Origin of the sequence: uncultured Alsobacter sp. (assembly GCF_945952055.1) — a bacterium.
Classification (GTDB): domain Bacteria; phylum Pseudomonadota; class Alphaproteobacteria; order Rhizobiales; family Beijerinckiaceae; genus Alsobacter.
Map to the genome: position 1 here is coordinate 148690 of NZ_CAMFHB010000004.1, position 26616 is coordinate 175305.

General features: G+C 69.9%; 27 protein-coding genes. 14 read left to right on the plus strand and 13 right to left on the minus strand.

Features of this window, described 5'->3' with window-relative positions; translation table 11 throughout:
* Window positions 1–45 precede the first annotated feature (45 nt).
* Window positions 46–1149 carry an ABC transporter substrate-binding protein gene (locus tag Q0Q47_RS04815; RefSeq protein WP_293855177.1) on the minus strand — a complete coding sequence of 368 codons (1104 nt, stop codon included), beginning with the start codon at window positions 1147–1149 and terminating at the stop codon, window positions 46–48.
* A gap of 353 nt (window positions 1150–1502) precedes the next feature.
* Between Q0Q47_RS04815 and Q0Q47_RS04820 the strand changes: the two genes are divergently transcribed.
* Complete coding sequence (locus tag Q0Q47_RS04820; protein WP_293855180.1) at window positions 1503–1937, plus strand: MgtC/SapB family protein; 435 nt, start codon at window positions 1503–1505, stop codon at window positions 1935–1937.
* A gap of 7 nt (window positions 1938–1944) precedes the next feature.
* Here the strand turns inward: Q0Q47_RS04820 and Q0Q47_RS04825 are convergent, their stop codons facing one another.
* Genes Q0Q47_RS04825 through Q0Q47_RS04840 form a run of 4 tightly spaced genes read right to left on the minus strand, consistent with a single transcriptional unit; the run spans window position 1945 to window position 5213 of the window.
* Window positions 1945–2958 (minus strand): ketopantoate reductase family protein, encoded by a 1014-nt coding sequence (locus tag Q0Q47_RS04825; RefSeq protein ID WP_293855183.1) that lies wholly within the window; start codon window positions 2956–2958, stop codon window positions 1945–1947.
* A complete protein-coding gene (locus Q0Q47_RS04830) occupies window positions 2940–3650 on the minus strand; it encodes a creatininase family protein (RefSeq protein ID WP_293855186.1) in 711 nt (236 codons plus the stop codon). Before Q0Q47_RS04830 ends, Q0Q47_RS04825 begins: the two co-directional genes overlap by 19 nt.
* Window positions 3651–3697: 47 nt before the next feature.
* Complete coding sequence (locus Q0Q47_RS04835) at window positions 3698–4651, minus strand: isoaspartyl peptidase/L-asparaginase family protein (protein ID WP_293855189.1); 954 nt, start codon at window positions 4649–4651, stop codon at window positions 3698–3700.
* Entirely contained in the window at window positions 4632–5213 is a 582-nt protein-coding gene (locus Q0Q47_RS04840; RefSeq protein WP_293855192.1) for a MarR family winged helix-turn-helix transcriptional regulator, read from the minus strand. Before Q0Q47_RS04840 ends, Q0Q47_RS04835 begins: the two co-directional genes overlap by 20 nt.
* A 198-nt stretch (window positions 5214–5411) precedes the next feature.
* Between Q0Q47_RS04840 and Q0Q47_RS04845 the strand changes: the two genes are divergently transcribed.
* The 5 genes from Q0Q47_RS04845 to Q0Q47_RS04865 all read left to right on the plus strand — a co-directional run bounded on the left by Q0Q47_RS04845 (window position 5412) and on the right by Q0Q47_RS04865 (window position 11044).
* Window positions 5412–7007 (plus strand): ABC transporter substrate-binding protein, encoded by a 1596-nt coding sequence (locus tag Q0Q47_RS04845; RefSeq protein ID WP_293855195.1) that lies wholly within the window; start codon window positions 5412–5414, stop codon window positions 7005–7007.
* A 212-nt stretch (window positions 7008–7219) separates the two neighbouring features.
* Window positions 7220–8194, plus strand: a complete 975-nt coding sequence (locus tag Q0Q47_RS04850) for an ABC transporter permease (protein ID WP_293855198.1) — start codon at window positions 7220–7222, stop codon at window positions 8192–8194.
* Complete coding sequence (locus Q0Q47_RS04855) at window positions 8191–9069, plus strand: ABC transporter permease (protein ID WP_293855201.1); 879 nt, start codon at window positions 8191–8193, stop codon at window positions 9067–9069. The genes Q0Q47_RS04850 and Q0Q47_RS04855 overlap by 4 nt, the downstream gene beginning before the upstream one ends.
* Complete coding sequence (locus tag Q0Q47_RS04860) at window positions 9066–10034, plus strand: ABC transporter ATP-binding protein (protein ID WP_293855204.1); 969 nt, start codon at window positions 9066–9068, stop codon at window positions 10032–10034. Before Q0Q47_RS04855 ends, Q0Q47_RS04860 begins: the two co-directional genes overlap by 4 nt.
* Entirely contained in the window at window positions 10031–11044 is a 1014-nt protein-coding gene (locus Q0Q47_RS04865) for an ABC transporter ATP-binding protein (RefSeq protein ID WP_293855207.1), read from the plus strand. The genes Q0Q47_RS04860 and Q0Q47_RS04865 overlap by 4 nt, the downstream gene beginning before the upstream one ends.
* Window positions 11045–11122: 78 nt before the next feature.
* Here Q0Q47_RS04865 and Q0Q47_RS04870 read toward each other — a convergent pair whose 3' ends face one another.
* The 3 genes from Q0Q47_RS04870 to Q0Q47_RS04880 all read right to left on the minus strand — a co-directional run bounded on the left by Q0Q47_RS04870 (window position 11123) and on the right by Q0Q47_RS04880 (window position 13986).
* Window positions 11123–12208, minus strand: a complete 1086-nt coding sequence (locus tag Q0Q47_RS04870) for a hypothetical protein (protein ID WP_293855210.1) — start codon at window positions 12206–12208, stop codon at window positions 11123–11125.
* A gap of 121 nt (window positions 12209–12329) precedes the next feature.
* The gene (locus Q0Q47_RS04875; protein WP_293855213.1) at window positions 12330–12758 is read right to left on the minus strand and encodes a DUF2383 domain-containing protein; all 429 of its coding nucleotides are present in this window, start codon (window positions 12756–12758) and stop codon (window positions 12330–12332) included.
* Between the two features lie 127 nt (window positions 12759–12885).
* Window positions 12886–13986, minus strand: a complete 1101-nt coding sequence (locus Q0Q47_RS04880) for an alpha/beta fold hydrolase (protein ID WP_293855217.1) — start codon at window positions 13984–13986, stop codon at window positions 12886–12888.
* 310 nt (window positions 13987–14296) lie between these two features.
* Here Q0Q47_RS04880 and Q0Q47_RS04885 point away from each other — a divergent pair, with 310 nt between their 5' ends.
* A complete protein-coding gene (locus tag Q0Q47_RS04885) occupies window positions 14297–15520 on the plus strand; it encodes a multidrug effflux MFS transporter (protein ID WP_293855220.1) in 1224 nt (407 codons plus the stop codon).
* 16 nt (window positions 15521–15536) lie between these two features.
* On the opposite strand, the gene Q0Q47_RS04890 is transcribed toward Q0Q47_RS04885, so the two are convergent.
* From Q0Q47_RS04890 to Q0Q47_RS04910, 5 genes are all read right to left on the minus strand, one after another.
* Complete coding sequence (locus Q0Q47_RS04890; RefSeq protein ID WP_293855223.1) at window positions 15537–16667, minus strand: DSD1 family PLP-dependent enzyme; 1131 nt, start codon at window positions 16665–16667, stop codon at window positions 15537–15539.
* Between the two features lie 157 nt (window positions 16668–16824).
* Window positions 16825–17229: a hypothetical protein gene (locus Q0Q47_RS04895; RefSeq protein ID WP_293855226.1), complete on the minus strand. Its 405-nt coding sequence runs from the start codon at window positions 17227–17229 to the stop codon at window positions 16825–16827.
* Window positions 17230–17386: 157 nt separating this feature from the next.
* A complete protein-coding gene (locus Q0Q47_RS04900) occupies window positions 17387–17722 on the minus strand; it encodes a hypothetical protein (RefSeq protein WP_293855229.1) in 336 nt (111 codons plus the stop codon).
* Window positions 17722–18585 (minus strand): DUF6772 family protein, encoded by an 864-nt coding sequence (locus Q0Q47_RS04905; protein WP_293855397.1) that lies wholly within the window; start codon window positions 18583–18585, stop codon window positions 17722–17724. The genes Q0Q47_RS04900 and Q0Q47_RS04905 overlap by 1 nt, the downstream gene beginning before the upstream one ends.
* Window positions 18586–18628: 43 nt before the next feature.
* Entirely contained in the window at window positions 18629–19801 is a 1173-nt protein-coding gene (locus Q0Q47_RS04910; RefSeq protein ID WP_293855232.1) for a mandelate racemase/muconate lactonizing enzyme family protein, read from the minus strand.
* Window positions 19802–19939: 138 nt separating this feature from the next.
* On the opposite strand from Q0Q47_RS04910, the gene Q0Q47_RS04915 reads away from it, so the two are divergent.
* The 7 genes from Q0Q47_RS04915 to Q0Q47_RS04945 all read left to right on the plus strand — a co-directional run bounded on the left by Q0Q47_RS04915 (window position 19940) and on the right by Q0Q47_RS04945 (window position 26608).
* Window positions 19940–20704 (plus strand): FadR/GntR family transcriptional regulator, encoded by a 765-nt coding sequence (locus tag Q0Q47_RS04915; protein ID WP_293855235.1) that lies wholly within the window; start codon window positions 19940–19942, stop codon window positions 20702–20704.
* Window positions 20701–21525 carry an SDR family oxidoreductase gene (locus Q0Q47_RS04920; RefSeq protein WP_293855238.1) on the plus strand — a complete coding sequence of 275 codons (825 nt, stop codon included), beginning with the start codon at window positions 20701–20703 and terminating at the stop codon, window positions 21523–21525. Before Q0Q47_RS04915 ends, Q0Q47_RS04920 begins: the two co-directional genes overlap by 4 nt.
* Before the next feature lie 205 nt (window positions 21526–21730).
* The gene (locus Q0Q47_RS04925; RefSeq protein ID WP_293855241.1) at window positions 21731–22972 is read left to right on the plus strand and encodes an ABC transporter substrate-binding protein; all 1242 of its coding nucleotides are present in this window, start codon (window positions 21731–21733) and stop codon (window positions 22970–22972) included.
* A 170-nt stretch (window positions 22973–23142) separates the two neighbouring features.
* Window positions 23143–24063 (plus strand): carbohydrate ABC transporter permease, encoded by a 921-nt coding sequence (locus Q0Q47_RS04930; protein WP_293855244.1) that lies wholly within the window; start codon window positions 23143–23145, stop codon window positions 24061–24063.
* Window positions 24060–24914, plus strand: a complete 855-nt coding sequence (locus Q0Q47_RS04935; RefSeq protein WP_293855247.1) for a carbohydrate ABC transporter permease — start codon at window positions 24060–24062, stop codon at window positions 24912–24914. The genes Q0Q47_RS04930 and Q0Q47_RS04935 overlap by 4 nt, the downstream gene beginning before the upstream one ends.
* 7 nt (window positions 24915–24921) lie before the next feature.
* Window positions 24922–25938 carry an ABC transporter ATP-binding protein gene (locus tag Q0Q47_RS04940; protein ID WP_293855250.1) on the plus strand — a complete coding sequence of 339 codons (1017 nt, stop codon included), beginning with the start codon at window positions 24922–24924 and terminating at the stop codon, window positions 25936–25938.
* Window positions 25939–25987: 49 nt separating this feature from the next.
* The gene (locus tag Q0Q47_RS04945) at window positions 25988–26608 is read left to right on the plus strand and encodes a LysE family translocator (RefSeq protein WP_293855253.1); all 621 of its coding nucleotides are present in this window, start codon (window positions 25988–25990) and stop codon (window positions 26606–26608) included.
* Window positions 26609–26616: the final 8 nt, after the last annotated feature.

Below are 26616 nucleotides of genomic sequence, written 5' to 3' on the forward strand. Positions count from 1 at the left end.
AGGGGCGGAGGCGATGACGTGAACGCCGCAGGGTGCGGCGCAGGCTTACTTCACGGCCGCGCCGACCACCTTGTCCCAGTTCCCGGTGACGGCGGCCTTGTTGGCCTCCTGCTCCTCGAGGGTCGGGAAGATCGCCTTGGCATAGCCCTCGGCCGGCGGCAGCTTGTCGAGGAGGTCCTTCGGCACCTTGCCGGCGGCGACCATGGCGTTGAAGCGCGCCGGGTGGCAGTAGCCGGCGAGCCAGCCGAGCTGCCCCTCGTCCGAGTAGAGGTATTCCATCCACAGCTTCGCCGCATTCGGGTGCGGCGCGTAGGCGGAGATCGCCTGCACGTAGACGCCCGCGAGCGACGACGACTTCGGGATGACGACCTCGATCGGCGGGTTGCCCTTCAGGCTGTCGCGCCAGGAGAGCAGGTTGTAGTCCCACGCCACCACGACCGGGGTCTGGCCCTGGGCGACCGTGCCCGACTTGCCCGTGACGGGCACGAAGTTGCCGCGCTTGTTGAGCTCGGCGAAGAACTCCAGGCCCTTCGCACCGGATTCCGCGCCGGGCTTGCCGCCGCCGGCGATGCCGGCCGACATGACCGCGAGGATCGCCTGGTTGGAGGCGCGCGGGTCACCCGGCAGGGCGACCGCGTTCTTGAAGTCGGGCTTCAGCAGGTCGGACCAGTCGGCGGGGGTGGTCTTGATCAGGTCCTTGTTGATGCCGATCGCCATCACGCCGTAGTAGTCGCCGTACCAGTGGCCTTCCGGATCCTTGACGTTGTCGGGGATCTCGGCCCAGGTGGCCACCTTGTAAGGCTGGGTGAGGCCGTCCTTCTTGGCCGACGGACCGAAGGCGAGGCCGACGTCGATCACGTCGGGGGCCTGCGGGCCGGTGTTGCCCTTGTTGGCCTTGATGGCCTCGATCTCGTCGGCCGAGCCCGCGTCGGGGTTCAGCTCGTTGACCTTGAGGCCGTACTTCTTCTTGAAGCCGTCGATGACCTTGCCGTAGCCGCACCAGTCGTGGGGCAGAGCAATGACGGTAAGTTCGCCTTCCTTCTTGGCGGCGGCGATGAGATCGTCGAGAGCCGCCGCGTAGCTCGCTTGCGACACGAGCGCGGTGCCCGCCAGAAGCACGGAGGCGGTCAGTACGGAACGCAGGTTCATGGTCGTTTGCCCATCCTTGAGCGAGCCCATGATCGAGCCCGCAGCCCTCATGACGTGTCGTCGCGATAGCCATGTGACAGTGTGATGGCTCCACGACACAAAATGCATAAGGGGTCCCGAGAGGCGGCTCAAGCTTCTTGCAACGGTCAAGCGGGGATCGCGCGATTTTGCTGTCCGCCGAGCGTGCGCACGCGCTTCCTCTCGTCAATTCGCGCCGATTTTCTGCCGGTTTGCGACGCTGGCCCGCTCGCATCCCCGGTCAAGCCCGCGGCGGGATGGAACCCCTCCGCCGCCCGTGAAGTTTGCGCCCTGTTCGAGCCCGGGGATGCCCACGGGCGCCCGGGAGCACCCGCATGGCCAGCCTCTTCGACATCGACCTCAGGGAAGCCCTCGTCCACCTGGCCAACCTGATGGCGGCCTACGTGCTCGCACTGCCTCTGGGATGGAACCGGGAAAAGCAGGATCGCAGCGCGGGGCTGCGCACCTTTCCGCTCGTGGCACTGGCGACCTGCGGGTTCGTGGAAGCCGCCGAGCACTCCCTCGGCCATTCCCCCGAGGCGATGGCCCGGATCATCGAGGGGCTGATCACGGGCATCGGATTCATCGGCGGCGGCGCGATCCTCAAGCAGAGCGGCACGGTCCACGGCACCGCCACGGCCGCCAGCCTGTGGGTGACGGGCGGGATCGGCAGTGCCGTGGGCCTCGGCAGCTACGAGGTCGCCGTGGCGCTGATGATCCTGGCGTTCGTCACGCTCCTGGTGCTCGGCAACGAGCCGCAGAGGCGCTGAACCCCGATCACGCGACCAGCATCGCGTCGAGCGTCTCCCACGCCAGGGGACGCCTGCCCTCCTCGATCTCGTGGATCAGGAACACGAGCCGCTCCAGCGCCGGCGTCGGCACGCCGACCTCCTTGCCGATGGTGGCGATGATACCGATCTGGGCGTCGATCTCGGTGCGGCGCTTGCGCACCGCGAGGTCACGCCAGATGCCGGAGTGGGTCTTGGCCGAGCCGCGGTTGAAGGTGACCATGGCGTCGATGGAGGCCTGCAGCGCGACGGGGTCCCCGCCGGGTGCGAACGCGGCCGGATCGAAGCCGTTGAAGCCCATGGGCTTGACGCCCTTGGCGGCTGCGACCGCCATGACCTCGTTGCCCAGCGCCTTGTAGACCGGCAGGTGGCGCGCCGAGGCGAGCGCGTCGGCGATCGACTCGTTGGTGAGCGCGGTGCCGAACAGCAGCGCGCCGTAACCGAGCTTGCCCCACAGATAGGCGAAGATGTCGTCGGTGAGGACGGCGTCCGGCTCGAACTGCCGCAGCAGCGCGTGCATCTCGCGGACCCGGTCGGTCATGCTCCCATCGAGCTCGCCGACCACCACGGCAGCGCGGTTGCCCCGGATGATCCGGCCGGGACCAAGATAGTCCGCGCCGAAATTCACGAAGCAGCCCATCGTCCGTTCCGCGCCGACGACCTTGGCCAGCACCAGCTCGTTGAGGCCGTTCTGGGCGGACAGGACGTAGCCGTCGTCGGCGAGGTGCGGCAGCAGCTGCTGGGCGGCCGCTTCCGTATGGTGCGCTTTCACGGCGAGCACGACGCGGCGGAAGCGCCCCTTCACATCGGCGGGACCGACGGCACGGACGGGCTGACGGAATTCCTCGACGGGCCCCTCGATGGCAAGGCCGGACGCGTTCATCGCCGCGACGTGGTCGGCGTCGATGTCGACGAGCAGCACGTCGTGGCCGGCGCGCGCCCAGTAGGCGCCGATGGTGCCGCCGATGGCGCCGGCGCCCCAGATCAGGATCGGGTCGGCCATGGGCCCTCCAGCTGTTCACGAGTCTCGGCGACACCCGTCGCCCACAGGTCGAGCATCACGTCGTCCGGCTTCTGGTAGGAGCCACCGAACACGCCATCGCCCAGGATCTCGCGGACGCCGGGCGGCGAGGACACGCGCATCAGTTCGCGGTCGAACGGAGGCTTGTCTCCCTGCGGCATCGCGATGTTGGCGAGCCGCGTCCAGGGGAAGTTCTCCATCCAGTTGGCATGCGAGCCCGTCGTGTCGATGGCCTGGACCTTGGCCCAGGCGCGCGGCGCGTTCCACCAGCTGTGGAACTTGATGGAGAGCTCGGGGTGGTCGACCATCATGTCGCCGGCCAGCGCCGCGACCGGCTGGTTGCCGCCGTGCCCGTTGACGATGAGGAAGCGCCGGAAGCCCACCCGCCGCAGCGAATCCACCACGTCGCGCACCACGGCGAGCAGCGTCTCGACCCGCAGCGTGATGCTGCCCGGGTAGGTCGCGAAGTAGGGCGCGATGCCGTAGGGCATCACCGGGAACACCGGCACGCCGAGCGGCTCGGCCGCTTCGGTCGCGACCTTCTCGGCCAGGATCGAGTCCACCGCCAGCGAGAGATAGCCGTGCTGCTCGGTGGAGCCGATCGGCAGGACACAACGGTCGTCGGACCGCAGCCAGGCCTCGACCTGCATCCAGTTCATGTCGCGGATCTGCATCCCGCGGTCCTCCTTCCAGGAATCAGGCCAGAGATCAGGCCCAAAGGTCAGGCATCGAGCCGGTCGTCGCCGAAGATGGCGACGGCCATGCGGCCGCCGCGTGCGATGCCGCGGTACATGCCGGGGGTGTTGTGGGGCAGGATGGCCGAGCCGTCCGCGCCCACCGCGATGAAGCCGCCCGTGCCGCCCATGGCGCCGAGCTCCTCGAGGGCCTGGGCGCTGGCGGCCTCCAGGGTCATTCCCTTCAGCTCCATGAGGCAGGAGATGCGGTGGCCGATGACGCAGCGGATGAAGATCTCGCCCTGTCCGGTGCCGGAGAAGGCGACCGTCGCGTCGTTGGCGTAGGTGCCGGCGCCGATGATGGGGCTGTCGCCCACGCGGCCGACCATCTTGTCGGCGTAACCGCCCGTCGAGGTGGCGGCCGCGAGGTGACCCGCCTTGTCGCGGGCGACGGCGCCCACGGTGCCGTGGCTGTCTTTCTCGGAGGCCGCGGCCTTGGCCTTCTTGGCCGCCTGGACGCGCTCCAGCGCCGCCTGCCGCTCGGGCGTGAAGAAGTACCAGGGGGCCACGATCGGCAGCCCCTGCTCCCGGGCGAACTGCTCGGCGCCGGCGGCCGTCAGCATCACGTGGGGGGTGCGCTCCATGACCGCGCGGGCGGCGCTCACGGGATTGCGGATGCGGGTCGTGCAGGACACCGCGCCGGCGGCGCGGTTGCGCCCGTCCATGATCGAGCTGTCGTGCTCGATGGTGCCCTCGCTCGTCAGCGCCGCGCCGTGGCCGGCGTTGAAGAACGGGCTGTCCTCCATCACGCGCACGGCGGCTTCGACGGCGTCCAGGGAAGGCCCACCCCGGTCGAGGATCTCCCAGCCAGCGGCGAGCGCGCGGCGCAGGTCCGCCCGGATGGCTGCCTCGCGCTCGGGCGAGGCGTCGCCCTTCTGGATCGCCCCGGCGCCCCCGTGGATGAGGAGCACGGGGCCGGGATCAGGCTGCGGATGCGTCATGGGCGGCAGGCTCCGAATTCGCGTCGTCCGGGAAGGGCGGCAGGCCCGGCACGCCCTCGGCGGGCCAGGAGAAGGTGGCGAGGACGATCTTGGCGAGCAGCACCGAGAGCGTCTCGCGCTCCTTCGGCGTCAGGGGCTTCAGCATCTCGTCCTGCACGTGGACGAAGCGCGGCAGCGTGTCCACGAAAAGCTTGCGACCCTCGGGCGTGAGGCTCAGGAGCCAGCTGCGCTTGTCGGTGGGGTGGCGCTGGCGGGTGATGAGGCCGCGCTTCTCCAGCGACACGATCGCGCGGGAGAGCGTGTTCTTCGGGAAGCCGTAGGAAATGCCGATGTCCCGGGCCGTCACCTGGTCCCGCAGGCCCAGCGAATAGATGACGGCCACCTGCGGCCGCACGAGGCCGTAGCGCTGCTCGATCGAGCCGTAGAGCGGGATGTTATAGCGCAGCGACAGGTAGTTGAAGCGGAAGGCGAACCAGGACGGGTTTTCCCACAGGCGGGCCTGCGTGACCACGTCGATGCCGTGGCCGTCGAAATCCTCCGGTCGCCCCGGTACGGGCGGCATCGCCAACCTGCCCTTCCCATCCGCCGCCATGACGATGCGCCGCGCTCCTGCCGGTCAAACTGGTCCCATATGGAACTTGACGGGTCGGCCGACCGTGGTCAAGGTTGGGATATCGTCGTCGACGGATCGCGGACGGGACAGGCATGGGCCTGGCCCCCAACCTGCGGCGGGCGGCCCGAAACCCGGGAGATGAAGTCCATGCACCACGTGTTGACGCGGACGCTTGCGGCCGCAGTGTTGTCCACCACGATCCTCGCCGGCGCCAGCGGCGTGCTCGCCCAGACGCTCACCGTCGGCACCCGCGCCGGCCCCGAGTCGATCGACCCGCACTTCACGGCGTCGGGCACCCACGCCGAGGCGCTCAAGCACGTGTTCGACACGCTGGTGTGGTCGGGCGACAAGCTGCAGCTCGAGCCGCGGCTGGCCGAGAGCTGGAAGCCGCTGAACGACACGACCTGGGAGTTCAAGCTGCGCAAGGGCGTGAAGTTCCACGACGGCTCGGACTTCACCGCCGAGGACGTGAAGTTCTCGATCGAGCGCATCCCGACCGTCTCCGGCCCGAACCCGACGACCATCTACGTCCGCCGCGTGAAGGAGACGAAGATCGTCGATCCCCACACGCTGCACATCGTGACGGACGGCCCGGCGCCGAATCTGCCGAACGATTTCATCCGCCTGTTCATCGTGTCCTCGAAGGCCGCCGCCGGCCTGACCAAGGACAACGCCAACGAGGCGTTCAACACCGGCAAGGCCGCCATCGGCACCGGCCCCTACAAGTTCGTCTCGTGGACGCCCAAGGAGCAGCTCGTTCTCGATCGCTTCGACGGCTACTGGGGCGGCGCCCAGCCCTGGCAGAAGGTGGTGCGCAAGGAGCTGCCGAACGATGCGGCCCGCGTGGCGCAGCTGCGCGCCGGTCAGGTCGACATGATCGTGCGCGCGCCCGCCGCCGACGTGCCCACGCTGGAGCGGGACAACACGCTGGCGATCGTGAAGGGCGACACGGTCTACGTGTTCTACGCCGAGTTCGACATGCGCGAGAAGCCGCCGCAGATCACGGCTAAGGACGGCTCGGCGCTGCCGGCCAACCCCTTCCGCGACCAGCGCGTGCGTGACGCGGTCGACCTGGCCATCGACAAGGCGGCGCTGGCCGAGGTGGCCATGGAAGGCCTGGGCAAGCCCGCGAGCCAGCTCGTGACGCCCGGCATCTTCGGCTACAACGACAAGATCCCGGTCACCAAGCCCGACCTGAACAAGGCCAAGGAGCTCCTCGCCGCGGCCGGTTTCAAGGACGGCTTCAAGGTGACGTTCAGCTTCACCAACGATCGCCTGCCGGGCGACCGCGCGGTGGGCACCGCGATCGCCCAGATGCTGGCGCGCATCGGCATCGAGGTGGTGGCCAACGCCCAGCCGGGCGCCGTGCTGTTCCCGGCCCGCACCCGCGGCGACCTGTCCTTCGTGATGTCGGGCTGGGGCACGCTGACGGGCGAGGCCAACTACACGCTCTCCTCGCTGATGCACTCCAACGCCCCGAACCTGAAGCTCGGCGCGTTCAACTGGCGCGGCTATCTCAACCCCGAGATGGACAAGATGCTGCAGGCCGCGGCGGTCGAGATGGACGAGGCCAAGCGCCGCAAGCTGCTCGAGGACGCCAACGAACTGTCCATCAAGGACAAGCCGCTGATCCCGCTCGCCGCGGTGTCGTCGGCCTGGGCGCTGCGCAAGGACAAGGTGAAGATGGTCCGCACGCGCTCCGACGAGGACAGCCTCGCCATGGACGTGGTGCCGGCGAAGTAGGTCACGACGCCGGGCGCCCCACAGGGGGCGCCCGATACCTGCCCCCCAAACCGTCCTGCCCGGGCTTGGCCCGGGCATCCACGACTTTGCCGGGGCCGTCCTCAAGTCGTGGGTGGCCGGGCCAAGCCCGGCCATGACGCTTGAGAGATGCAGCCTGGGTGAACGGGAGCCTACGTCCCCGAGCCCCTTCCATTCACCACCCCCGGAGCGCCATGCTCGGATTCATCATCCAGCGTCTGCTGCAGGCCTTGCTCGTCATGCTGGCCATGTCGGCGCTCGTCTTCGTCGGCGTCTATGCGATCGGCAACCCGATCGACGTGATCATCTCGCCCGACGCGACGCAGGACATCCGCGCCCAGGCGATCGCCCGCTACGGCTTGGACAAGCCGCTGTGGGAGCAATACTTCATCTTCATCGGCAACCTGCTGCGCGGCGACCTCGGGCGCTCCTTCGTGTTCGGCATGCCGGTGGTCCAGCTCATCATGAGCCGCCTGCCGGCGACCCTCGAGCTCACCCTCGTCGCCGTGATCGGTGCCACCCTGATCGGCGTGCCGCTGGGCATCTATGCCGGCTACCGGCCCGAGAGCCCCGCTGCCAAGGCCATCATGACCGCGTCGATCCTGGGCTTTTCGGTGCCGACCTTCTGGATCGGGCTGCTGCTCATTCTCACCTTCGCCGTTTGGGGCGGCATGCTGCCGGCCGGCGGACGCGGCGACACCGTCAGCGTGTTCGGGGTCGAGTGGAGCGTGCTGACGCTCAATGGCTGGAAGCACCTGCTGCTGCCGGCCTTCAACCTCGCCCTGTTCAAGTTCGCGATGATGGTGCGCCTGTCGCGGGCCGGCACGCGCGAACTGATGCTCACCGACACGGTGAAATTCGCGCGCGCCGCCGGCCTGTCCGACGCCACCATCCTGCGCCGGCACGTCCTGAAGCTCATCTCCATCCCGATCGTCACCGTGTTCGGGCTCGAGTTCGGCTCCACCCTCGCCTTCGCCGTCGTCACCGAGACGATCTTCTCGTGGCCGGGCGTCGGCAAGCTCATCATCGACAGCATCAACTCGCTCGACCGGCCGGTGATGGTCGCCTACCTCGTGCTGGTGGCGGCGCTCTTCGTCACCATCAACGTGGCGGTCGACCTCGTCTACGCGCTGCTCGATCCACGCCTGCGGCCGGGAGAGCGCTCATGACGTCCGCTTCTCCCTTCGCCGGCGCCTGGCGCGAGTTCTGCGAGAACCGCACCGCCGTCCTGGCCCTCGCCGTGGTCGTGCTCATCGTGCTGGCCGCCGTGCTGGCACCCTGGATCACGCCGCAGAACCCCTACGACATCGGCACCTTGAGCCTGATGGATGCCCGCCGGCCCCCGGGCTACGTGGGCTCCGGGGGCTACGTCCACTGGCTGGGCACCGATGCCCAGGGCCGCGACCTCTATTCCGCCATCCTCTACGGCCTGCGCATCTCGATCCAGATGGGGCTCGCGGCCGGCCTCGTCTCCCTCGTCATCGGCGGCACGCTGGGCATCGTCGCCGCCTATGCCGGCGGGCGGATCGAGACGGCGATCATGCGGGTCGTCGACCTGCAGCTCTCCTTCCCCGCGATCCTGCTGGCGCTCGTGCTGGTGGCGCTGCTCGGCCAGGGCAAGACGCAGCTCACCGCCGCCCTGGTGGCGGCCCAGTACGCCTATTTCGCCCGCACCGCCTACGGCGCCGCCTCTGCCGAGCGGCGCAAGGACTATGTCGAGGCGGCGCTCGCCATCCCGCTGTCCGGCCGGCGGATCGTCTTCCGCCACATCCTGCCCAACGTCATGCCGCCGCTGATCGTGGTGGCGACGGTGCAGATCGCCAACGCGATCTCGCTGGAGGCCACCCTCTCCTTCCTCGGGCTCGGGCTGCCCGTGACGGAGCCCTCGCTGGGCATGCTCATCTCCAACGGCTTCCAGTACATGATGTCCGGTCGCTACTGGATCTCGATCTACCCGGGCGTCGCGCTGATCGTCCTCATCGTCGCCATCAACCTCGTGGGCGACCAGGTGCGCGACCAGTTCAATCCGAGGCTGAAGCGATGAGCGCCCTCCTCGAGGTCGAGAACCTGGCGACCCACTTCTTCACCCGCGCCGGCGTGGTGAAGGCGGTGGACGGCGTCTCCTTCTCCGTGCGGCCCGGCCAGGTGGTGGGGCTCGTCGGCGAATCCGGCTCGGGCAAGTCCGTCACCGGCTATTCGCTCCTCGGGCTGGTCGATCCGCCGGGCCGCGTGGTGGGCGGTTCGATCCGCTTCGAGGGCCAGGACCTCGTCACGCTGCCACAGGACCGCCTGCGCGCGATCCGGGGCCGGCGCATCTCGATGGTGTTCCAGGACGCCACCGCGACGCTCAACCCCGTGCTGACCGTCGGCGAGCAGATGCTGCTCGTCGTCAAGGCGCACGAGGCGCTCTCCGACAAGGCGGGCCTGTCCCTGGCGCTCGACGCGCTGGGGCGGGTCGGCATCCCGGACCCGGCCTCGCGCCTGCGCTCCTATCCCCACCAGCTGTCGGGCGGCATGCGCCAGCGGGTGGCGATCGCCATCGCGCTCCTGCACCGCCCCGCCCTCGTCATCGCCGACGAGCCGACCACCGCGCTCGACGTGTCGGTGCAGGCGCAGATCATCCACGAGATGCGCGAACTGGTGCGCACCTCCGGCACCGCGGTGATCTGGATCACCCACGACCTCGCCACCGTCTCGAGCCTCGCCGACGACATCCTCGTGATGTATGCCGGCCGGGTGGTCGAGAGCGGCCCGACCCGCACCATCCTGCGCTCGCCGCGCCATCCCTACACGCTGGGGCTCCTCGACAGCGTGCCGAGCCGCAACCCGCCCGGCGTGGACCTTCCGCAGATCCCCGGCTCGACACCCTCGCTGCTGTCGCTGCCGCCCGGATGCCCCTTCGCGCCGCGCTGCGGCTTCGCGACGGACGTCTGCCGCGAGATGCCGGCGGTGTCCCAGGCCGACGGGCGCACATGGCGCTGCCACCACCCGAGGGGAGTTGCGGCATGAGCGACCCGATCATGACACTCGACGGGGTCGTGAAGCGCTTCGACCCCCGCCTGTCGCTGGGCGACCGCATCGCGGCCGCGATCGGCGGCGACGTCGAGACGCGCAGCGTCCAGGCCGTGCGCGACGTGACGCTCGCCATCGGCAAGGGCGAGACGCTCGGGCTGGTGGGCGAATCGGGCTGCGGGAAATCGACGCTCGGGCGCATCGCCGCCGGCATCATGAAGCCGACCGCCGGCACGGTCCGGCTCGCCGGCGCGCCGGTGATGGACGCGGCGGGCGGCAAGCTGACGACGCGGATCCAGACCGTCTTCCAGGACCCGTTTGCGTCCCTGAACCCGCGCATCACCATCGGCGAGACGCTCGCCGAAGGGCCCATCGCCCACGGCCTCGTGACGCCCGCCAAGGCGCGGGACTACGCCGCGCAATGGCTCGACCTCGTGGGGCTCGATCCCAGTTATGCCAGCCGGTATCCGCACCAGTTCTCGGGCGGCCAGCGCCAGCGCGTCGCCATCGCCCGGGCGCTCGCCATGCAGCCCGAGGTGCTCGTCTGCGACGAGCCGGTCGCGTCGCTCGACGTCTCGATCCAGGCGCAGATCGTCAACCTGTTGCTCAAGCTGAAGCGCGAGCTCGGGCTCACCTACCTCTTCATCAGCCACGACCTGGGCGTGGTGCGCCACATCAGCGAGCGCGTGGCGATCATGTATCTGGGCCGCATCGTCGAACTCGGCCCGACGCTGTCGGTCTACGAGACCCCGCAGCACCCCTACACGCAGGCGCTTCTCGCGAGCGTGCCCCGGCTCGTGACCAGCGACGCCGACCTCGCCGAGTTCAAGCCGATCGCGGGCGAGATCCCCTCTCCGCTGGCGCCGCCCACCGGCTGCGCGTTCCACACGCGCTGCCCCCATGCGGGACCGCGCTGCGCCGTCGAGCAACCGGGCCTCGTGGCGCCCATGCCGGGTCGCCTCGCGGCCTGCCACCTGCTCGCGGGCGGGGTCGGCAAGGCGGCCTAGCGACACGCAGCCCGGACGCCTACGACTGTGACGGAACCGCTCTGAAGCCGTTGGTGGCCGGGCCAGACGCGGCCACGATCAGGGGCTGACGACGGTGGTCGTCGTGGTCCCGGCGGTGCTCGTGCCGACGGCGGTCACCGTCGTCGTCGTGGTGGCGGCCGTCACGTCGCCGCTGCGGATCGCCTCGGCGGATTCCGCGAGGTCGGCCGCGGTCTTCTTGTCCATGTCGATGCCGAGATTGGCGTTCACCTGCTGGACGACGCCGGCAGTGATCTCCTTGTTGGCCGCGGCGGCCAGGGCCGCGGCGGCGGCGTCGAGATCTTCCGGCTTCACCTCGGCCAGCGCCTTCCTGGCATCGTCGATCGCCTGCTGCGCGGCGGCGACGGCGGCGGTCGCCGCCGCGATCGCCACGGGGTCGTTCGCCTTCTGCGCCGCGGCGAGGGACTTCTCGGCCTTCGACAGGTCGGACATCGCCGAGGAGAGCGCCGACTGGGCCTTCGAGAAGCCGGACAGGGCGTCGAGATAGGCCGCGATGCGGCCCACCGCCGAGTTCGGCGCCGCGTTCCTCAGGGCCATCGGCGAGGCGTGGGAGGCGTTCAGGCGCCCGAGCGAGGCGGCCGACGCGAACGTCTGCCGGCTCCGGTCGCGGTTCCGGTCTTCCGTCTCCGTGGACGAGCGGGACGCCGTGGCGCTGCGTCCCGTGCGGGTGTCGTCGTTGCGCGAGCGGGTCGACTGCTCCCGCGTCGAGCGGTCCCGGGTCGCATGATCCTGCCTGGCGTGGCTCTTGCCGAACACGCCGAACAGGCCATCCCAGGGTGCCGCGACATGGGCCGTTCCGGGCGCGGAGCCGGACCGACCGCGCGACTCGCCCGCCGTCGCGGCACTGCCGCGGGCGTCCGACGAATGGCCGCGGGACTCGGAGGCATTGCCGGCGGAGCTGCCGCCGCCATTGCCATGGCCGCCGCCGTTGCCGCCACCGTTTCCGCCCCCGTTCCCACCGCCGTTACCACCGCCATTGCCACCCCCGTTGCCTCCGCCATGGCCTTCGCCGCCGGCGGCAAGGGCGCCGGAGCTGGAGCCGAGAACGGCGGTGACTGCAGGAATGCCGGCGAGTGCGACAGACAGCGCGATGCGGGCAGCGACGGTGGTGAAGCGTTGAGCCATGACGTGTCTCCCTTTTGATGCCGATCCTAGGGGGCCGGCACTGACGGGGACCTGACACGCGGCTTCATGGATCGTTCACCATGGACGACCCATCGCGGCCCTGCCGCGCAAGCTCAACCGATCACGAAGACCGGGCGGCGACGGTCTTCATCTTGGCGACTTGTGCCGCGAGCGCGCTGCGATGCTGGCTCAGCGTCGCCTTCACCGTCGGATCTTGTTCGGAACGCAAAGCGTCATCATAGCTTTCGAGCGTGTTTTCTTCGCCGCTCGCGAAGGAATCCAGGGAGCCCTCGCCGAGACCGACGATCGCCGCCCTCGCCGTGATGACCGTCTTGTGTACGGTGCCCATCAGCGAGCCGTCCTCGTCCGGCCTGTCGCCGCGCGCGGCGAGGATCCTGTCCAGGTCGGCATGCGCGGTGGCGTGCAGACCGTCCACCGTCCGGAGCTCGGCGAGGACGGCGGGGTCCTCCGCCTTCTCGATGGCGGTGCGATAGCCCTCGCGCACGTCGACCAGCGCGGTATGGAGAGACAGCAAGGCGTCGTCGGACATTCGGGATCTCCCGTCTTTGCAAGTGTGGGTTGCCGGTTTGTACGGCTCCAATGCGCCACGAGCCTGGCGGTTCCAGGTGCGCGCGCCCTTGCGACCCCGTGCGTGGGCCGAGACAGGCGAACGGGCCTCAGGCGTGTGGCCCCTCGTGGCCCTGCAGCCAGCGCGCGATGCGCGCCCAGGCCCCCGCCAGGCTGTCCCGTCCGAGAAAGAGCGGAAGATGGTCGCAGTCCGCCTGAAGGACGAGCATGTCGTGCGCCGGCGTTCCCACGAGATGACGGACGGCCAGGACCTGCCCGGGCGGCGCGATCGCGTCGCGACGTCCCGCCAGCAGGCACACGGGCCCCAGGACCGCGCGCAGGTCCGCCGTGCGCCCCAGCGCGGTGAAGTGGCCCGTCGCCAGCGCGTTGCCGCGGAACAGCTTCTCGAACACTTCGGTGAAATAGCGCCCCGGCAGGTCCACCGCCCAGCCGTTCCAGGCCTGCAGCCGGTCGGCCAGCGCGGCCGGGGGCGACCCGCGGGACTGCAGGATCGCCTTCATCCCGGCCTCGTCGAGCGCGGCGATCCCCCAAGAGGCGAGCAGGTGGTGCGAGAGGGCCCGCCCTCCTCCCGCCGCCACGAGGGCGTCCACGACGGCGGGCGGCGTCGCCCGGGCCGCCTCGACCAGGAAGGACGGGGCCGCGTCGTAGTCGACCGGCGCGCCGGCGAGCACGAGCGAGGCCACCTTCGCCGCAAAGCGGGCCGCGAAGGCGAGCGACAGCCAGCCGCCCTGGCAGATGCCCACCAGCGCCGCCCTGCCGCCGAGGTCGTCGACGACGACGAGAAGGTCGGCGAGGCAGCTGTCGATGCCGAAGCCGGCCATGGCGGGCGTCGCCGACCGCCATTCGGCCACCCAGACCTCGGGCAGTCCTTCCGCCAGCAGGCGCTCGACGATGGAGTGCCCGGGCGCGAGATCGACGATGGAGGCATGGTGGAGCGCATAGGGCCCCACGATCAGCACGGGCGGCCCCGGCGCCTCGGCCCGGGCGCGCCGGCCGCCCCGTGCCGCGGGCATGCCGCGGGCGAAGCGCCTGAGGCGCAGGGTGGGCAGGTCGAGGACGATCTCGTTGTCGGTGGCGAAGGCGGGAGGCTCCCGCGCCTCGCCCTGGCCGAGGACGCCCCACCACGCCTCGCTCGCGCGCCAGCCCGCCGTGAGCGGGAGCATCCAGGCCTGCAACGGATCGACGGCCATCGGAACGACTCCAGACGACTGCGGGACCGGGGGAAGGCAGCCGGAATACTACTCCAGATTGAGAGTTCTGGCACGAGCGCCGAGGCGCACGCCGGATGGCTCGCGCGGTCGTGACGGCCGAGGCCCTGCAACTCCCCGGCCGTTCGCGCCGTTATGGCCGAGCCTCAGCAAGACCGCCGGCGCGAAACGCGCTAAAGAGCCCCGACCCCGAAACCGTTCTCATCCCGCGTCGCCAGCCGATCCCTCATTGCATTGCGCGTCCGCCACCCCCGGCATGGCCGGCGGCGGAGGCCCAGGAGCCTTCCCCTTCATGTCCGCGACTCCCACGCCGCCGCCGGCCCATGCCCCCATGGGCTTTGCCGAGTTCGTCGCGATGACGGCGGCGCTCATGGCCCTCAACGCACTGGCCGTCGACATCATGCTGCCGGCCCTGCCGGAGATCGGCCGGGTGCTCGGCGTGGCCCACGACAACGACCGGCAGGTCGTGATCGGTGCCTACATGTGGGGCTTCGGCCTCGGCCAGGTCTTCATCGGCACGATCTCCGACCGCTACGGGCGCAAGACCGTGCTGGTGATCGGCATCGCGGTCTACGTGCTCACGGCGCTCATCGCCGCCTCGGCGCCCACCTTCTCGCTCCTGCTGCTGGCGCGCTTCGTCCAGGGGCTGGTGTCGGCCGTGCCGCGGGTCATCACCACCTCGATCGTGCGCGACTGCTACAGCGGCCGGCGGATGGCGAGCGTGGTGTCGCTGGCCATGACGATCTTCATGGCGGTGCCGATCCTGGCCCCGTCCATCGGGCAGGTGATCATGCTCGGCGCCTCCTGGCGCGCGATCTTCGGCTTCCTGGCGGTCTACGGCGTCGCGCTGGCGCTGTGGGTCTTCCTGCGGCTGCCCGAGACGATGAAGCCGGAGCAGCGCCGCGCGCTCGACCCGCGCAGCATCGCCCACTCCTTCGCCGCGGTGCTGCGGCAGCGCCAGACCGTGGGCTATGCCACGGCCGGCGGGCTCATGTTCGGCGCCACGTTCTCGTTCCTGCTGTCGTCGCAGCAGATCCTGGCCGAGCTCTTCGGCCTAGGGACGATGTTCCCGCTGGCCTTCGCCGCGCTGGCGCTCGCCATGTCGGCCTCGTCCTTCGTGAACTCGCGGCTGGTGGGCCGGCTCGGCATGCGCCGCATCGTCCACAGCGCGGTGATCGCCTATGTGGCGCTGGCCGTGACGCTGGGGATCCTGGCCCGGCTCGGCGTCGCGCAGGCCGCCGTGGCCCTGCCGGTGATGGCCTGCATGGTGTTCGTGGTGGGGCTCGTCTTCGGCAACGTCAACGCGCTCGCGATGGAGCCGCAGGGCGCCCAGGCCGGCACGGCCTCCTCGCTGATCGGCTCCTACACCACCCTGCTCGCCTCCACCCTCGCCTACTTCGTCGGCCAGGCCTTCGACGGGACCATCGTGCCGCTCACCACCGGCCAGGCGCTGATGGGCATCGCCTGCCTGCTGGTGATGGCGCTGACGGACAAAGGTCGCCTGTTCCGGACGTGAGGCCGCCGCGACGGGCTCACCAGCCGCCGAAGCGCGGCCAGGTCCGCAGGGGCTCGCCGGCCTTCGCCGGGATCACGGTGTAGGCCGGAAACTGCGCCCCGGTGGCGCAGGCGTGGTTGGGCAGGATGCGCACACGCGCGCCGACCGGCAATCGCGGCAGCGACGCCGTGCTGCCGGGGCGCAACGCGATGGTGCCGTGCTCCTGGTTCGCGGCCTTGACGATGAGGTCGGGATAGACGCGCCCGTCCTCGTCGCAGACGAGGCCGTAGCCATGGTCCACGGCCTGGACGGCCGTGCCCCGGTCGCGCGACATGGCCATCCAGCCCGCGTCGACCAGGATCCAGCCGCGCTCCTCCTGGTGGCCGATGACGGTGGCGAGCACCGAGAGCGCGACGTCGTCCTGCGTGCAGGCGCCGATACCGGCCATCACGAGGTCGAAGAACACGTAGACGCCGGCGCGCACCTCGGTGACGCCGTCGAGGGTGTCGGCGCCGTGGGCGGTGGGCGTGGAGCCGACGCTGACGATCGGGCACGGCAGGCCAGCGGCGCGAAGCTGGTCTGCCGCCGTGACCGCGGCAAGGCGCTCGCGCTCGGCGAAGGCGGCATGGGCCGGGGGCCCAACGACGCCATAGCTCTCGCCCGCATGGGTGACGACGCCGCGCAGGGCGCCTTTCGCGTGCAGGCGCCGGCCGATCTCCACGATGCGCGGGTCGTCCGGCGCGAGACCGCCGCGATGGCCGTCGCTGTCGATCTCGATCAGGGTGGGAATGGCCCCGCCTGGGGCGGCCAGCACCGCCTCCGCCTGGGGCAGGCTGTCGAGGATCACGGTGAGGTCGCAGCCCTCGGCCCGCAGGGCCGCCGCCCGGGCGACCTTCTGGGGCGCGATGCCCACGGCATAGAGGATGTCGCGGATGCCGCCCTCGCGGAAGAACACCTCAGCTTCGCGCAGGGTGGACACCGTGGCGCCCACGGCGCCCGCGAGCTGGCGCCTGGCCACGTCCACCGACTTGCAGGTCTTGAGATGCGGGCGCAGGCCCACGCCAAGCCGGTCCATGCGGGCGCGCAGGCGCTCGATGTTGGCGAGCATCCTCTCTTCGTCGAGCAGGAGCGATGGCGTGTCGAGGGCGGCGAGGTCGGGGTGGGGCATGCGGGGCTCCGGGCGAGGAGGCCTCGTGTAGCGCGGCTCGCCGCTTCGAGAAAGTCGTGGGTCCCCGGGCCAAGCCGGGGATGACGGCGGAGAGTGGGGCGCAATCTCTCCTCCGTCCTGCCCGGGCTTCGGCCCGGGCATCCACGACTGACTGTCGTCACAGGGGGCCGGAGACTCGCGGCACGATGACCAGCAGGGCGGCGAGGCAGGCGGCGTTGGCGGCCATGCCCGCCCAGTGGAGGCGACGCAGGACGGCAGGCGCGCCGGCCGCGATGGCCGCGTCCATGCGGCCGAGCAGCCAGCGGCGCCAGAGAAGCGCGGCGGCGGGGACGAGCGCGAAGGCGAAAGCGGCGGCCCAGTGCCCCCCGAGGAGCACGGCGATGGTGCCCACCGTGCCGGTGGCGATGAGGGCGTAGAAGTAGCCGTGGAACATCACGCGCAGCAGCCGGGCCACCTGCGGGATCTCGAGCTTCACCAGCAGGAAGGCCGGCGAGGCGATGAGCAGGTACAGCACCGGGAGGAGCTGGATCACCATCGCGAAGAGGATGTACGGGCTCGGCATGGGCAAGGCTTGCCACGGCGTGAACGTGACGGCAATGGCGGGAGTGACGTGACGTCGTGGGTCCCCGGGCCAAGCCCGGGGATGACGGCGGAGAGAGAGGCGCGACCTCTCAACCGGCCTGGCCGGGCCTGGCCCGGCCATCAACGACTTTGCAGCGTCAGGCCTTGAGGTGCATCGTCACCAGCACGGTGTTTTCCGAGCCCTCGGGGAAGCTCGCCGCCACGCGCAGCCAGTTGCCGAAGTGGCGGATGCGCAGCACGGCGATGCCGTCGCGGGCGGTGGGCATGGCCACCGCGGTGCCCTCGGGCACCCAGCGCATGCCGTCGGGCGAGATCTCGGCGCGGACCTGGGGCTGGGGGCCCTTGGGGTCCTTGAGGGAGCGCACGAAGATCACCGCCTCATGGGCCCAGCCGGCCTCGTGCGGTTCGCTCGCCGCCTCGCCGGTCCAGCGCTCGTTGCGGGCGACGATGGAGGTGATGTTTTCGGGCAGCATCAGAAGTCCCCCGAGATGCAGACCGAGTCGATGTAGAGGAAGGCGCGCTTGTCGACGTCCGTCTCGACGAAGAACAGGAAGTTCAGCATGCACCACAGGTTCTTCATGCCCGGGATGCGGATCGAGTCGAAGCCCGACACGTCGAACACCCGGTCGTTGCAGCGGAAACCGGTGGCCTGCATCGTCTCCAGGTCGAAGTCGAAGCAGATATAGGTCCAGTTCACCTTGGTCGGGATCTCGTTGTAGCAGAGCCGCTGCCCGCCATCGGCGAGGTCCACCCAGCCCTCGGGCGAGAGGTGGTAGTGGCTCACCGTCTTGGCGCTGCCGAACGTGGTGAAGGGCGTCGTCTTGGTCTTGAACTGCCACTTCTGGACGTGCTCGCCGTCCTTGGCGTTCAGGAATTTCAGGTGCGGCATCACCCGGTCGTTCGCGCCGTCGCGGTCGCCGCCCTGCAGGTCGAAGGCGAAGCCCACCGCCCGCACGTCCGTCTCGCTGAGGCGCAGCTCGTTGGCCTCGGGCTTGAAGGTGACGTAGGCTTCGAACCGGATCGGCCCGCGCTTCCTGAAGGTGTGGCGCTTGATGGTGACGTTCTGGGCGCCCGCCCTCGGCCGTGTCGCGAGCTTCAGGGCGTAGGACGAGTCCATGCCGCCGTGCGAGCCCGCCTCCCAGTGGGCGAGCGTGGAGAGCATGGCGCTGGTGTGCTGGGCATAGCCCGCCAGCATGGCGTCGAGATCGTCCTCGTAGTTGCCGACGAGCTGCGACCAGCCGCAATGGCCGCGCGAAAAGTCGTCGTGCGAGATGATGCGGGGCAGCGGGTCGAAGCGGCTGAGGTCCGGATTGGCCCTGAGCAGCGCCTGTCGCAACGCCTCCGCCATGGCTGGATCGTGTGTCACCGCGTGGCTCTCCCTACTGGACCCGCAGACGCTTCACGGCGTCCCAGTCGATCTCGATGCCGAGGCCAGGCCCCGTGGGCACCTCGAACAACCCGTTCTTCTGGCGCTCGATGCCGGGCTTCGCGCCCGTGATCCAGCACTTGAAGGGACTGCCGTCGGTCTCGCATTCCATGGCCTTCACGTTCGGCATGGCGGCGGCGAGCTGCACGCTCGCGGCCTCGCAGACGATGCCGGACATGCCGATGTGCGGGGCGTAGCGCACGTCGTGGGCGGCGGCGAACTCGGCCATGCGGCGCGTCTCGGAGATGCCGCCGGCCCGCGCCACGTCGGGCTGCAGATAGGCCAGCGTGCGCGACTGGACGAGGCGCATGGCCTGGTCGAGCGTGTAGTTGCTTTCGCCGGCGGCGAGCGGCGTGTCGCAGCGCTTGCGCAGCTCGACGTAGCCGTCCTCGTCCTCGGGGCGCAGCGGCTCCTCGAACCAGAAATAGCCGTTGGCGGTGAGCGCGCGGCCGACCTCGACCGCCTCCTCCAGGGTGTAGGCCCAGTTGGCGTCCACGCAGAGATCGACCGCGTCGCCGGCCCGCCTGCGCAAAAGCTCGATGCGGCGGCAGGCGTCGCGCACGGGGTTCGCCATCTTGACCTTGATGCGCGGGAAGCCGGCCTCGAGATAGCGCACCAGTTCCGCCTCCATGGCGGCGTCCGAGCCCCAGTTCACAGAGGCCGCGTAGACCGGCACGTGGGTGCGGCCCATGCCGCCGAGCAGGCGGTGGATGGGCATGTTCGCGGCCTTGCCGAGGATGTCCCACAGCGCGATGTCGACGCCGGCGATGGCCTCGAACAGCATGCCGCCGGACCGGCCCGAGAGCGCCCGGCGCATGGACTGCCACAGCGCCGTGATGGCGGAGGCGTCCTGCCCGATCAGGCGGGGCTTCAGCGACGTCTCGATGACGTCGGCATAGGCGCGCGGCGAGAAGCGGGCGAGCGCCTCGCCGACGCCGGTGATGCCCGCCTCCGTGCGCACCTCGACGAGGCAGATCGACACGTCGGTGTAGGCGCCCCAGGAGGTGACCGTGGGCGTGGGCAGCGTCTGGCAAAGCGGATGCGCGATGACGTCCGTGATGCGGAGCCCTGCCCCGCTCGCCGCCGGATCTGTCACGTCCTGGCCTCCCTCGGTCTTGCCCGTCATGGGACGGTTTCGCGGGACAAGGACTAGCGCGGAACTTCGTTGCTTGGCAACTGAGAAACTTAGTTGCTAGGTTTGCGGGAGCGTGCCATCCTCACCGCGATCGCCCGTGTCCCGGAATGCCCAAGCACCGGAATGCCAATGTCCGCTGAGCCTGCCCGCAAGTCCGTCTTCGCCGCGCAGCCCGCGAGCCCCTCGCGGCTCGCCGACACGGTGTCGGACGCCATCGCCGCCGCCCTCTTCGACGGCCGCATCGCGCCGGGCGAGGCTCTGCCCTCCGAGGGCGAGATCGCGAAGGAATTCGGCGTCTCCAAGCCCATCGCGCGCGAGGCGCTGCGCCAGCTCACCGCAGCCGGCCTCGTGCTGACCCAGCAGGGCAAGGTGGCCCGCGCCAAGGCGCTGAACGGCGACGCGCTGGAAAAGATCTACGGCTACGCCGTGCGCTCCAGCCTGACGCGGCTGCGCGAGGCCAACGAGATGCGCCGCGTGATCGAGACCGGCATCGCGCGCCTTGCCGCGCAGCGCCGCGAGAAGGCGGGCCTCGCGGCCATGCAGCTGGCGCTCGACGAGATGCGCACGGGGCTCGGCGACCCGACCCTGTTCACCGAGGCGGACGTGCTCTTCCACATGGGCCTCGCGATCGCCACCGGCAATTCGATGATCAGGGTGCAGATGGAGGGCATGCGCTCGGTGCAGCGCGAGGTCTCCGACCTCTTCTCGCGCCGCGCCAACCGCACCAAGGCCGACTGGCAGGCGACCATCGCCCGGCACGTCGCGCTCTACGACGCGATCGAGGCCGGCGACGCCGATCTCGCCGAGCAATGCGTGGCCAGGCACTACGCCGCCGCCGACATCGCCTCCTTCGAAGTGGCAGGCCGCAAGCTCAAGGGCGAGGCCGCGCCATGACCGCCGGGCGGTTCTCCCTCGCGGGACGGCGCGCCTTCGTCACGGGCGCCAGCTCCGGCATCGGCCGGGCCATCGCGCTCGCGCTGCACGAGCTCGGCGCGACGCTGGTGCTGCACCATTTCGGCGACCCCGAGGGAGCCGCCGCCTCGGCCCGCGCCGTCGGCGGGGCGCCGGTGTTCGAGGCCGACTTCACGCGGGCCGGCGCCGCCACGGCACTCGCCGGCGCCGTGCTCGATCGGCATGGCCCCATCGACGTCCTCATCGCCAATGCCGCTATCGAGCGCCGCGCCGCCTGGACGGCACTGACGGAGGCCGAAGTCGGCGCGCATGTCTCGGCGAACCTGCTGTCCCTCATCGCGCTCACCCAGGGCTTCGTGCCCGCTATGGCCGAGCGCGGCTGGGGCCGCGTGGTTGCCACCGGCAGCGTCATGGCGGCCCGCCCCCGCGCCGAGGCGCTGGCCTATGCCGCCATGAAGAGCGCGCAGTTCACCGCGCTGCGCTCCATCGCCCGCGAGGTGGGTCCCCGCGGGGTGACGATGAACGTCGTCTCGCCCGGTGCCATCCAGATCGAGAGGAACGCGGCGCGCTACGCCGACCCGGACTTCCGCCGGGCGGTGACGGCCAAGATCCCCCTCGCCCGCCCCGGCACGCCGGACGACGTGGCGGGCGCGGTGGCGTTCCTGTGCACCGACGCCGCGGCCTACATCACGGGGGCCAACATCCCCGTCGACGGGGGCTGGACGATCGGCGACGCGCCGGGGGCACTGCCGGGGGATGGTTCGTCCTCCGAGACGCGGCCTGCGGCCGTCGAGAGGACGTGAAACGTGGTCGGGGCTCGCGTCACCCCCTCCGCCGTCATGCCCGGGCTTGGCCCGGGCACCCACGACTTGGGACGGCTCAGGCAAAGTCGTGGGTCCCCGGGCCAAGCCCGGGGATGACGGCGGAGAGATTGTGCGGGCTGCGCAACGACCGCATAGGACGACGCAGAGTTTCAAAGCAACACGAAACCAAAAGGGAGGAACACCGATGAAGACCCTCACCACGCTCCTGGCCGTCTCGGCCACCGCGCTCGTCCTCGCCTCGCCGGCGCTGGCGGCCGAGCTGCGCATGACGATCTGGACCGGCAATGAGGCGCATCTGAAGATGCTCAACGGCTATGCCGAGAGCTTCAAGGCGACGCATCCCGACGTCACGGTGAAGTTCGAGACCATCCCGCCGGGCGACTACACGCAGAAGCTCACGTTCCAGCTCGCCGGCGGCAACGCGCCAGACCTCGGCTGGCTGATGGAGGACGCCGCCCCCACCTTCGCCACCGCGAACGTGCTGGAGGACCTCGCACCCACGCTCAACAGTGCCAAGGACTACGACTTCGCCGATTTCTCCAAGCCCGCCATGGGGCTCTGGATGACCGGCGCGAAGGTCTGGGGCGTGCCCTTCTCGACGTCGCCCTTCGTGATCTTCTTCAACAAGGACATGTTCGACAAGGCGGGCCTGGAAGATCCGCTGGCGCTCGCCGCCAAGGGCCAGTGGGACATGGCCAAGTTCCAGGACGTGTCCAAGAAGCTCACCGCCGCCAACGGCAAGTTCGGCTTCGAGTTCAAGGACGGCCAGGGCTACGACAGCCGCATCATGCACGCGCTGATGCCGCCGATCCGCGCCTATGGGGGCGACGTGTGGGTGGGCAAGACCTGCGGTTTCGACAGCCCGCAGTCCACGGCCGCCGTGAAGCAGCTCCACGAGATGGTGTTCAAGGACAAGTCCATCGTGCCGCCCGGCGAGAAGGGCGACTACTTCTCCGGCAACGCCGCGATGACCATCAACCAGATCTCGCGCGCCTCGCTGATGCCGCAGGCCGGCTTCAAGTGGGGCATCGCGCCCCTGCCGACGGGCCCCGGAGGCGAGTCCCCCGTCATCGGGCAAGCGGGCATCGTGGTGTTCGCTGCGGGCAAACAGAAAAAACTCGCGGCCGAGTTCGTCGCCCACATGACGACCAAGGCCGGAGTCGCCACCGCGGCGCAGTTCTTCCCGCCGGCGCGCCAGAGCGTGCTCGCCTCCGACGCCTTCGTGAACTCCAACAACCTCATCCCGCCCGCGCAGATGAAGGTGGTCGGCGACGCGATCGCCAAGGGCAAGGTGCTGCCCGCCCACGAGAAGAGCCCGCAGATCCTCGCCGCGATGAAGCCGCGCGTGGACGCTCTGTGGCGCGCGGACGCCAACGTGGAGAGCGCGCTGAAGGCGGTGTGCGGGGCCATCCAGCCGCTGCTGTGAGGGCGATCGCTCTCCTCCATCTCTCAGCGTCATGCCCGGGCTTGGCCCGGGCACCCACGACTTCGGGATGGCCCCGGCAAAGTCGTGGATGGCCGGGCCAAGCCCGGCCAGGACGCGGAGAGAGGGGCGCTTGAACTGGCCGAACGTCTCGACCCTGGGATTGGAACGCAATGCCCCGCCCCGCCACCGTCCCCATGGCGAACGACGACCCGCCGTGGCTCAGCCTGAAGATGCGCGAGGCCATGGAGGCCTGGCTCTTCCTCGGGCCGACGCTGGCGGGCTTCCTCATCTTCTTCGCCGGGCCGCTCGTCGCCGTCGTCGGCTACTCGATGACCGAGTGGAACCTGCTGTCGCAGCAGTCCACCTTCGTGGGCCTCAAGAACTACAGCCACGCGCTCACCGAGAACCCGGACTTCTGGCTCGTGGTGCGCAACTCGGCGATCTTCGCGCTGGGGCTGGTGCCGGCCAACATGGCGCTGGCGCTGGCGCTCGCCATCGCGCTGTCGCGCCCGTTCCGCGGCGTCGTCGTCTTCCGCACGGTGTTCTTCGCGCCCGTCGTCACCTCGGCGGCGGCGTGGGCGATCGTGTGGAAGTTCCTGCTGCAGGGCGAGGCGGGCTTCGTGAACCAGATGCTCGCTTACGTCGGCATCGCCGGGCCCAACTGGCTGCGCGAGCCCAACTGGGCCATGGTCGCGGTGATCGCGACCCGCGTCATCAAGATGGTCGGGCTCAACATGATCCTCTACATCGCCGCGCTGCAGGCGATCCCGCGCGACTACGAGGCCGCCGCGCGGCTCGAGGGCGCCTCGAGCTGGCAGATCTTCACCGGCATCACCTGGCCGCTGCTCGGCCCCACGACCCTCGTCATCATGGTCATCACCACGATCGGCTCGTTCAAGGTGTTCGACCACATCTACCTGATGACGGGCGGCGGGCCGGAGAACGGCACGCTGGTGCTGGCCTTCGCCATCTACGAACAGGGCTTCAAGTTCTTCAATGTCGGCTACGCCTCGGCGCTGGCGATGATCATGTTCGTCATCGTCATGGGGCTGACCCTGGTGCAGCTCGCCGTGCGGCGGAGGGACACGTGAGCGAATTCCTAACCCCGCGCCGGCTCGCGCTCATCAGCCGCATCTGCTGGACCTCGGCGCTCTGCGTCGTCGCCATCCCCTTCCTCTTCCCCTTCCTGTGGATGATCACCTCGGGGGTGAAGAGCGCGGCGGAGATCTTCGGCGCGCCCAGCCTGATCCCCAGGCATTGGCAGTGGCACAACTACGTCGAGGTCTTCACCTACCAGCCGTTCGCGCGGCAATACTTCAACTCGCTCTACATTTCGCTGAGCGTCACCGTCCTGACCCTGCTCTTCGCCTCGCTCGCGGGCTACGCGCTCGCCCGCATGCGCTTCGCCGGCGCGGCGATGGTCGGCCTCTTCCTCGTCTCGGCGCTGATGGTGCCGGAGGAAGTCACCATCATCCCGAACTTCTTCCTGATGAAGTGGCTCGGCCTCATCGACACCCACGTGCCGCTGATCCTGCTGCCCGTCTTCGGCCCGCACGGCATCGTCGCGACCTTCCTGATGCGCCAGTACTTCATGGCGCTGCCGAAGGAGCTGGAGGAGGCCGGCCGCATGGACGGCCTGTCGCGCCTCGGCGTGTGGTGGCAGGTGGCGATCCCGCTGTCGAAGCCTGCGCTAGCAGCGGTCGCCATCATCACCTTCCTGCACTCCTGGAACCTGTTCCTCGAGCCGCTGATCTTCGTGTCGTCGCTGGAAAAGTTCACGCTGCCGCTGGCGCTCACCAACTTCACCGACCCCTATGGCGTGCCGCTGTGGCACCTGCAGCTGGCGGCGACCAGCCTCGCGGTGGTGCCGATCCTGATCGTCTACCTGATCGCGCAGCGCCAGATCATCGAGAGCTTCGCCCTGTCGGGCGTGAAGGGATGACCCGACCATGGCCAGCCTGACCCTGCGCGGCATCACGAAGCGTTTCGGCCGGACCGAGGTGATCCGTGGCGTCGACCTCGACGTGAAGGACGGCGAGTTCGTGGTCTTCGTCGGCCCGTCGGGCTGCGGCAAGTCCACGCTGCTGCGCATGATCGCCGGCCTGGAAGACATCAGCGGCGGCGAGCTGCGCCTCGACGGCCGCCTCATGAACGAGGTTCAGCCGGCCAAGCGCGGCGTCGCCATGGTGTTCCAGTCCTACGCGCTCTACCCGCACCTCACCGTGCGCGACAACATGGCGTTCGGCCTCAAGGTCCGCGGCGTCTCCCTCCCCGACCGCCTCAAGCAGGTCGAGGCCGCGGCCGACACCCTGAAGCTCGGCGCCCTCCTCGACCGCTACCCGCGCGAACTGAGCGGCGGCCAGCGCCAGCGCGTCGCCATCGGCCGCGCCATCGTCGGCGAGCCGCAGGTCTTCCTGTTCGACGAGCCCCTCTCCAACCTCGACGCCGAACTGCGCGTCCACATGCGCTCCGAGATCGCCGCCCTCCACAAGCGTCTCGGCACCACGATGATCTACGTCACCCACGACCAGATCGAAGCCATGACGCTGGCCGACCGCATCGTCGTCCTGCGCGATGGCCTCGTGGAACAGGTCGGCACGCCCCGGGAGCTCTACGAGAACCCGTTCAACCTCTTCGTGGCGCAGTTCATCGGCAGCCCGAAGATGAACATCCTGCCGGTAGCCGCCGTGCGCCTGCCCGCGCCAGCCGGCGCGGTGAAGGTGGGCCTGAGGCCAGAGGATTTGCGCATCGTGGCGCCGGGGGCCGGGGTGGTGGACGGCACCGTCGTGCATGCGGAATACACGGGCGCGGCGAGCCTCGTGCATGTGGGGTTGGACGGCGGGGAGACGTGCCTAGTGGTGTGCCAGGGGGACGGGCCGGGGGATGGGGCGCGGGTAGGGTTGGGGTGCGAGGTGGGGCGGGTCAGATGGTTCGGAGACTCTGGGCAAGCTGTTTCGCAGTCTTGACCGACGAGCCAGACGGTTGCTGGATCGCAACCGTCCCTGAGGATTCCCCATGCCCCTCGAACCCTGGCTCGCCTTCGTCGCCGCCTCCACCGTCCTGGTCCTGATCCCGGGCCCCACCGTGCTGCTGGTCGTATCCTACGCGCTCGGACAGGGGTGGCGGGCCGCGCTGCCGATGGCGATCGGGGTCGCGCTGGGGGACTTCACGGCGATGTCGTTGTCGGTGCTGGGCATCGGGACGCTGCTGATGGCGTCAGCCACGCTGTTCGCGGCGGTGAAATGGGTGGGGGCTGCCTATCTCGTCTATCTCGGGGTGAAGCTGTTCCGGGCCGGCGGGTCGCTTTCGGCCGAGCCGCGGACGGGGGCGGCGAGTGCGTGGCGGATGGGGGCGCATGCGTGGCTCGTCACGAGCCTCAACCCCAAGGGCATCCTGTTCTTCGTCGCGTTCTTCCCGCAGTTCATCGATCCGCACGCGGCGTTCTGGCCGCAGGTCCTCGTGCTGCAGGCGACGTTCCTGGCGCTCGCCTTCGCCAATGCGCTGGCCTACGCCTACTTCGCCAGCCGGGCACGGGGACTGGTGCGCAACGAGCGGGTGATCGGCGGGGTGAACCGTGTCGGCGGGGCCATCCTCGTGGGGGCCGGGGTGGCCGTGGTGGCGCGGTCCGCAAGGTGAGACTGGCG

What these genes read in the sequence shown, in the direction of transcription:
- Q0Q47_RS04815 (WP_293855177.1), bottom strand. Translation starts at nt 1,149, where the DNA reads ATGAACCTGCGTTCCGTACTGACCGCCTCCGTGCTTCTGGCGGGCACC.
- Q0Q47_RS04820 (WP_293855180.1), top strand. Translation starts at nt 1,503, where the DNA reads ATGGCCAGCCTCTTCGACATCGACCTCAGGGAAGCCCTCGTCCACCTG.
- Q0Q47_RS04825 (WP_293855183.1), bottom strand. Translation starts at nt 2,958, where the DNA reads ATGGCCGACCCGATCCTGATCTGGGGCGCCGGCGCCATCGGCGGCACC.
- Q0Q47_RS04830 (WP_293855186.1), bottom strand. Translation starts at nt 3,650, where the DNA reads ATGCAGATCCGCGACATGAACTGGATGCAGGTCGAGGCCTGGCTGCGG.
- Q0Q47_RS04835 (WP_293855189.1), bottom strand. Translation starts at nt 4,651, where the DNA reads ATGACGCATCCGCAGCCTGATCCCGGCCCCGTGCTCCTCATCCACGGG.
- Q0Q47_RS04840 (WP_293855192.1), bottom strand. Translation starts at nt 5,213, where the DNA reads ATGCCGCCCGTACCGGGGCGACCGGAGGATTTCGACGGCCACGGCATC.
- Q0Q47_RS04845 (WP_293855195.1), top strand. Translation starts at nt 5,412, where the DNA reads ATGCACCACGTGTTGACGCGGACGCTTGCGGCCGCAGTGTTGTCCACC.
- Q0Q47_RS04850 (WP_293855198.1), top strand. Translation starts at nt 7,220, where the DNA reads ATGCTCGGATTCATCATCCAGCGTCTGCTGCAGGCCTTGCTCGTCATG.
- Q0Q47_RS04855 (WP_293855201.1), top strand. Translation starts at nt 8,191, where the DNA reads ATGACGTCCGCTTCTCCCTTCGCCGGCGCCTGGCGCGAGTTCTGCGAG.
- Q0Q47_RS04860 (WP_293855204.1), top strand. Translation starts at nt 9,066, where the DNA reads ATGAGCGCCCTCCTCGAGGTCGAGAACCTGGCGACCCACTTCTTCACC.
- Q0Q47_RS04865 (WP_293855207.1), top strand. Translation starts at nt 10,031, where the DNA reads ATGAGCGACCCGATCATGACACTCGACGGGGTCGTGAAGCGCTTCGAC.
- Q0Q47_RS04870 (WP_293855210.1), bottom strand. Translation starts at nt 12,208, where the DNA reads ATGGCTCAACGCTTCACCACCGTCGCTGCCCGCATCGCGCTGTCTGTC.
- Q0Q47_RS04875 (WP_293855213.1), bottom strand. Translation starts at nt 12,758, where the DNA reads ATGTCCGACGACGCCTTGCTGTCTCTCCATACCGCGCTGGTCGACGTG.
- Q0Q47_RS04880 (WP_293855217.1), bottom strand. Translation starts at nt 13,986, where the DNA reads ATGGCCGTCGATCCGTTGCAGGCCTGGATGCTCCCGCTCACGGCGGGC.
- Q0Q47_RS04885 (WP_293855220.1), top strand. Translation starts at nt 14,297, where the DNA reads ATGTCCGCGACTCCCACGCCGCCGCCGGCCCATGCCCCCATGGGCTTT.
- Q0Q47_RS04890 (WP_293855223.1), bottom strand. Translation starts at nt 16,667, where the DNA reads ATGCCCCACCCCGACCTCGCCGCCCTCGACACGCCATCGCTCCTGCTC.
- Q0Q47_RS04895 (WP_293855226.1), bottom strand. Translation starts at nt 17,229, where the DNA reads ATGCCGAGCCCGTACATCCTCTTCGCGATGGTGATCCAGCTCCTCCCG.
- Q0Q47_RS04900 (WP_293855229.1), bottom strand. Translation starts at nt 17,722, where the DNA reads ATGCTGCCCGAAAACATCACCTCCATCGTCGCCCGCAACGAGCGCTGG.
- Q0Q47_RS04910 (WP_293855232.1), bottom strand. Translation starts at nt 19,801, where the DNA reads ATGACGGGCAAGACCGAGGGAGGCCAGGACGTGACAGATCCGGCGGCG.
- Q0Q47_RS04915 (WP_293855235.1), top strand. Translation starts at nt 19,940, where the DNA reads ATGTCCGCTGAGCCTGCCCGCAAGTCCGTCTTCGCCGCGCAGCCCGCG.
- Q0Q47_RS04920 (WP_293855238.1), top strand. Translation starts at nt 20,701, where the DNA reads ATGACCGCCGGGCGGTTCTCCCTCGCGGGACGGCGCGCCTTCGTCACG.
- Q0Q47_RS04925 (WP_293855241.1), top strand. Translation starts at nt 21,731, where the DNA reads ATGAAGACCCTCACCACGCTCCTGGCCGTCTCGGCCACCGCGCTCGTC.
- Q0Q47_RS04930 (WP_293855244.1), top strand. Translation starts at nt 23,143, where the DNA reads ATGCCCCGCCCCGCCACCGTCCCCATGGCGAACGACGACCCGCCGTGG.
- Q0Q47_RS04940 (WP_293855250.1), top strand. Translation starts at nt 24,922, where the DNA reads ATGGCCAGCCTGACCCTGCGCGGCATCACGAAGCGTTTCGGCCGGACC.
- Q0Q47_RS04945 (WP_293855253.1), top strand. Translation starts at nt 25,988, where the DNA reads ATGCCCCTCGAACCCTGGCTCGCCTTCGTCGCCGCCTCCACCGTCCTG.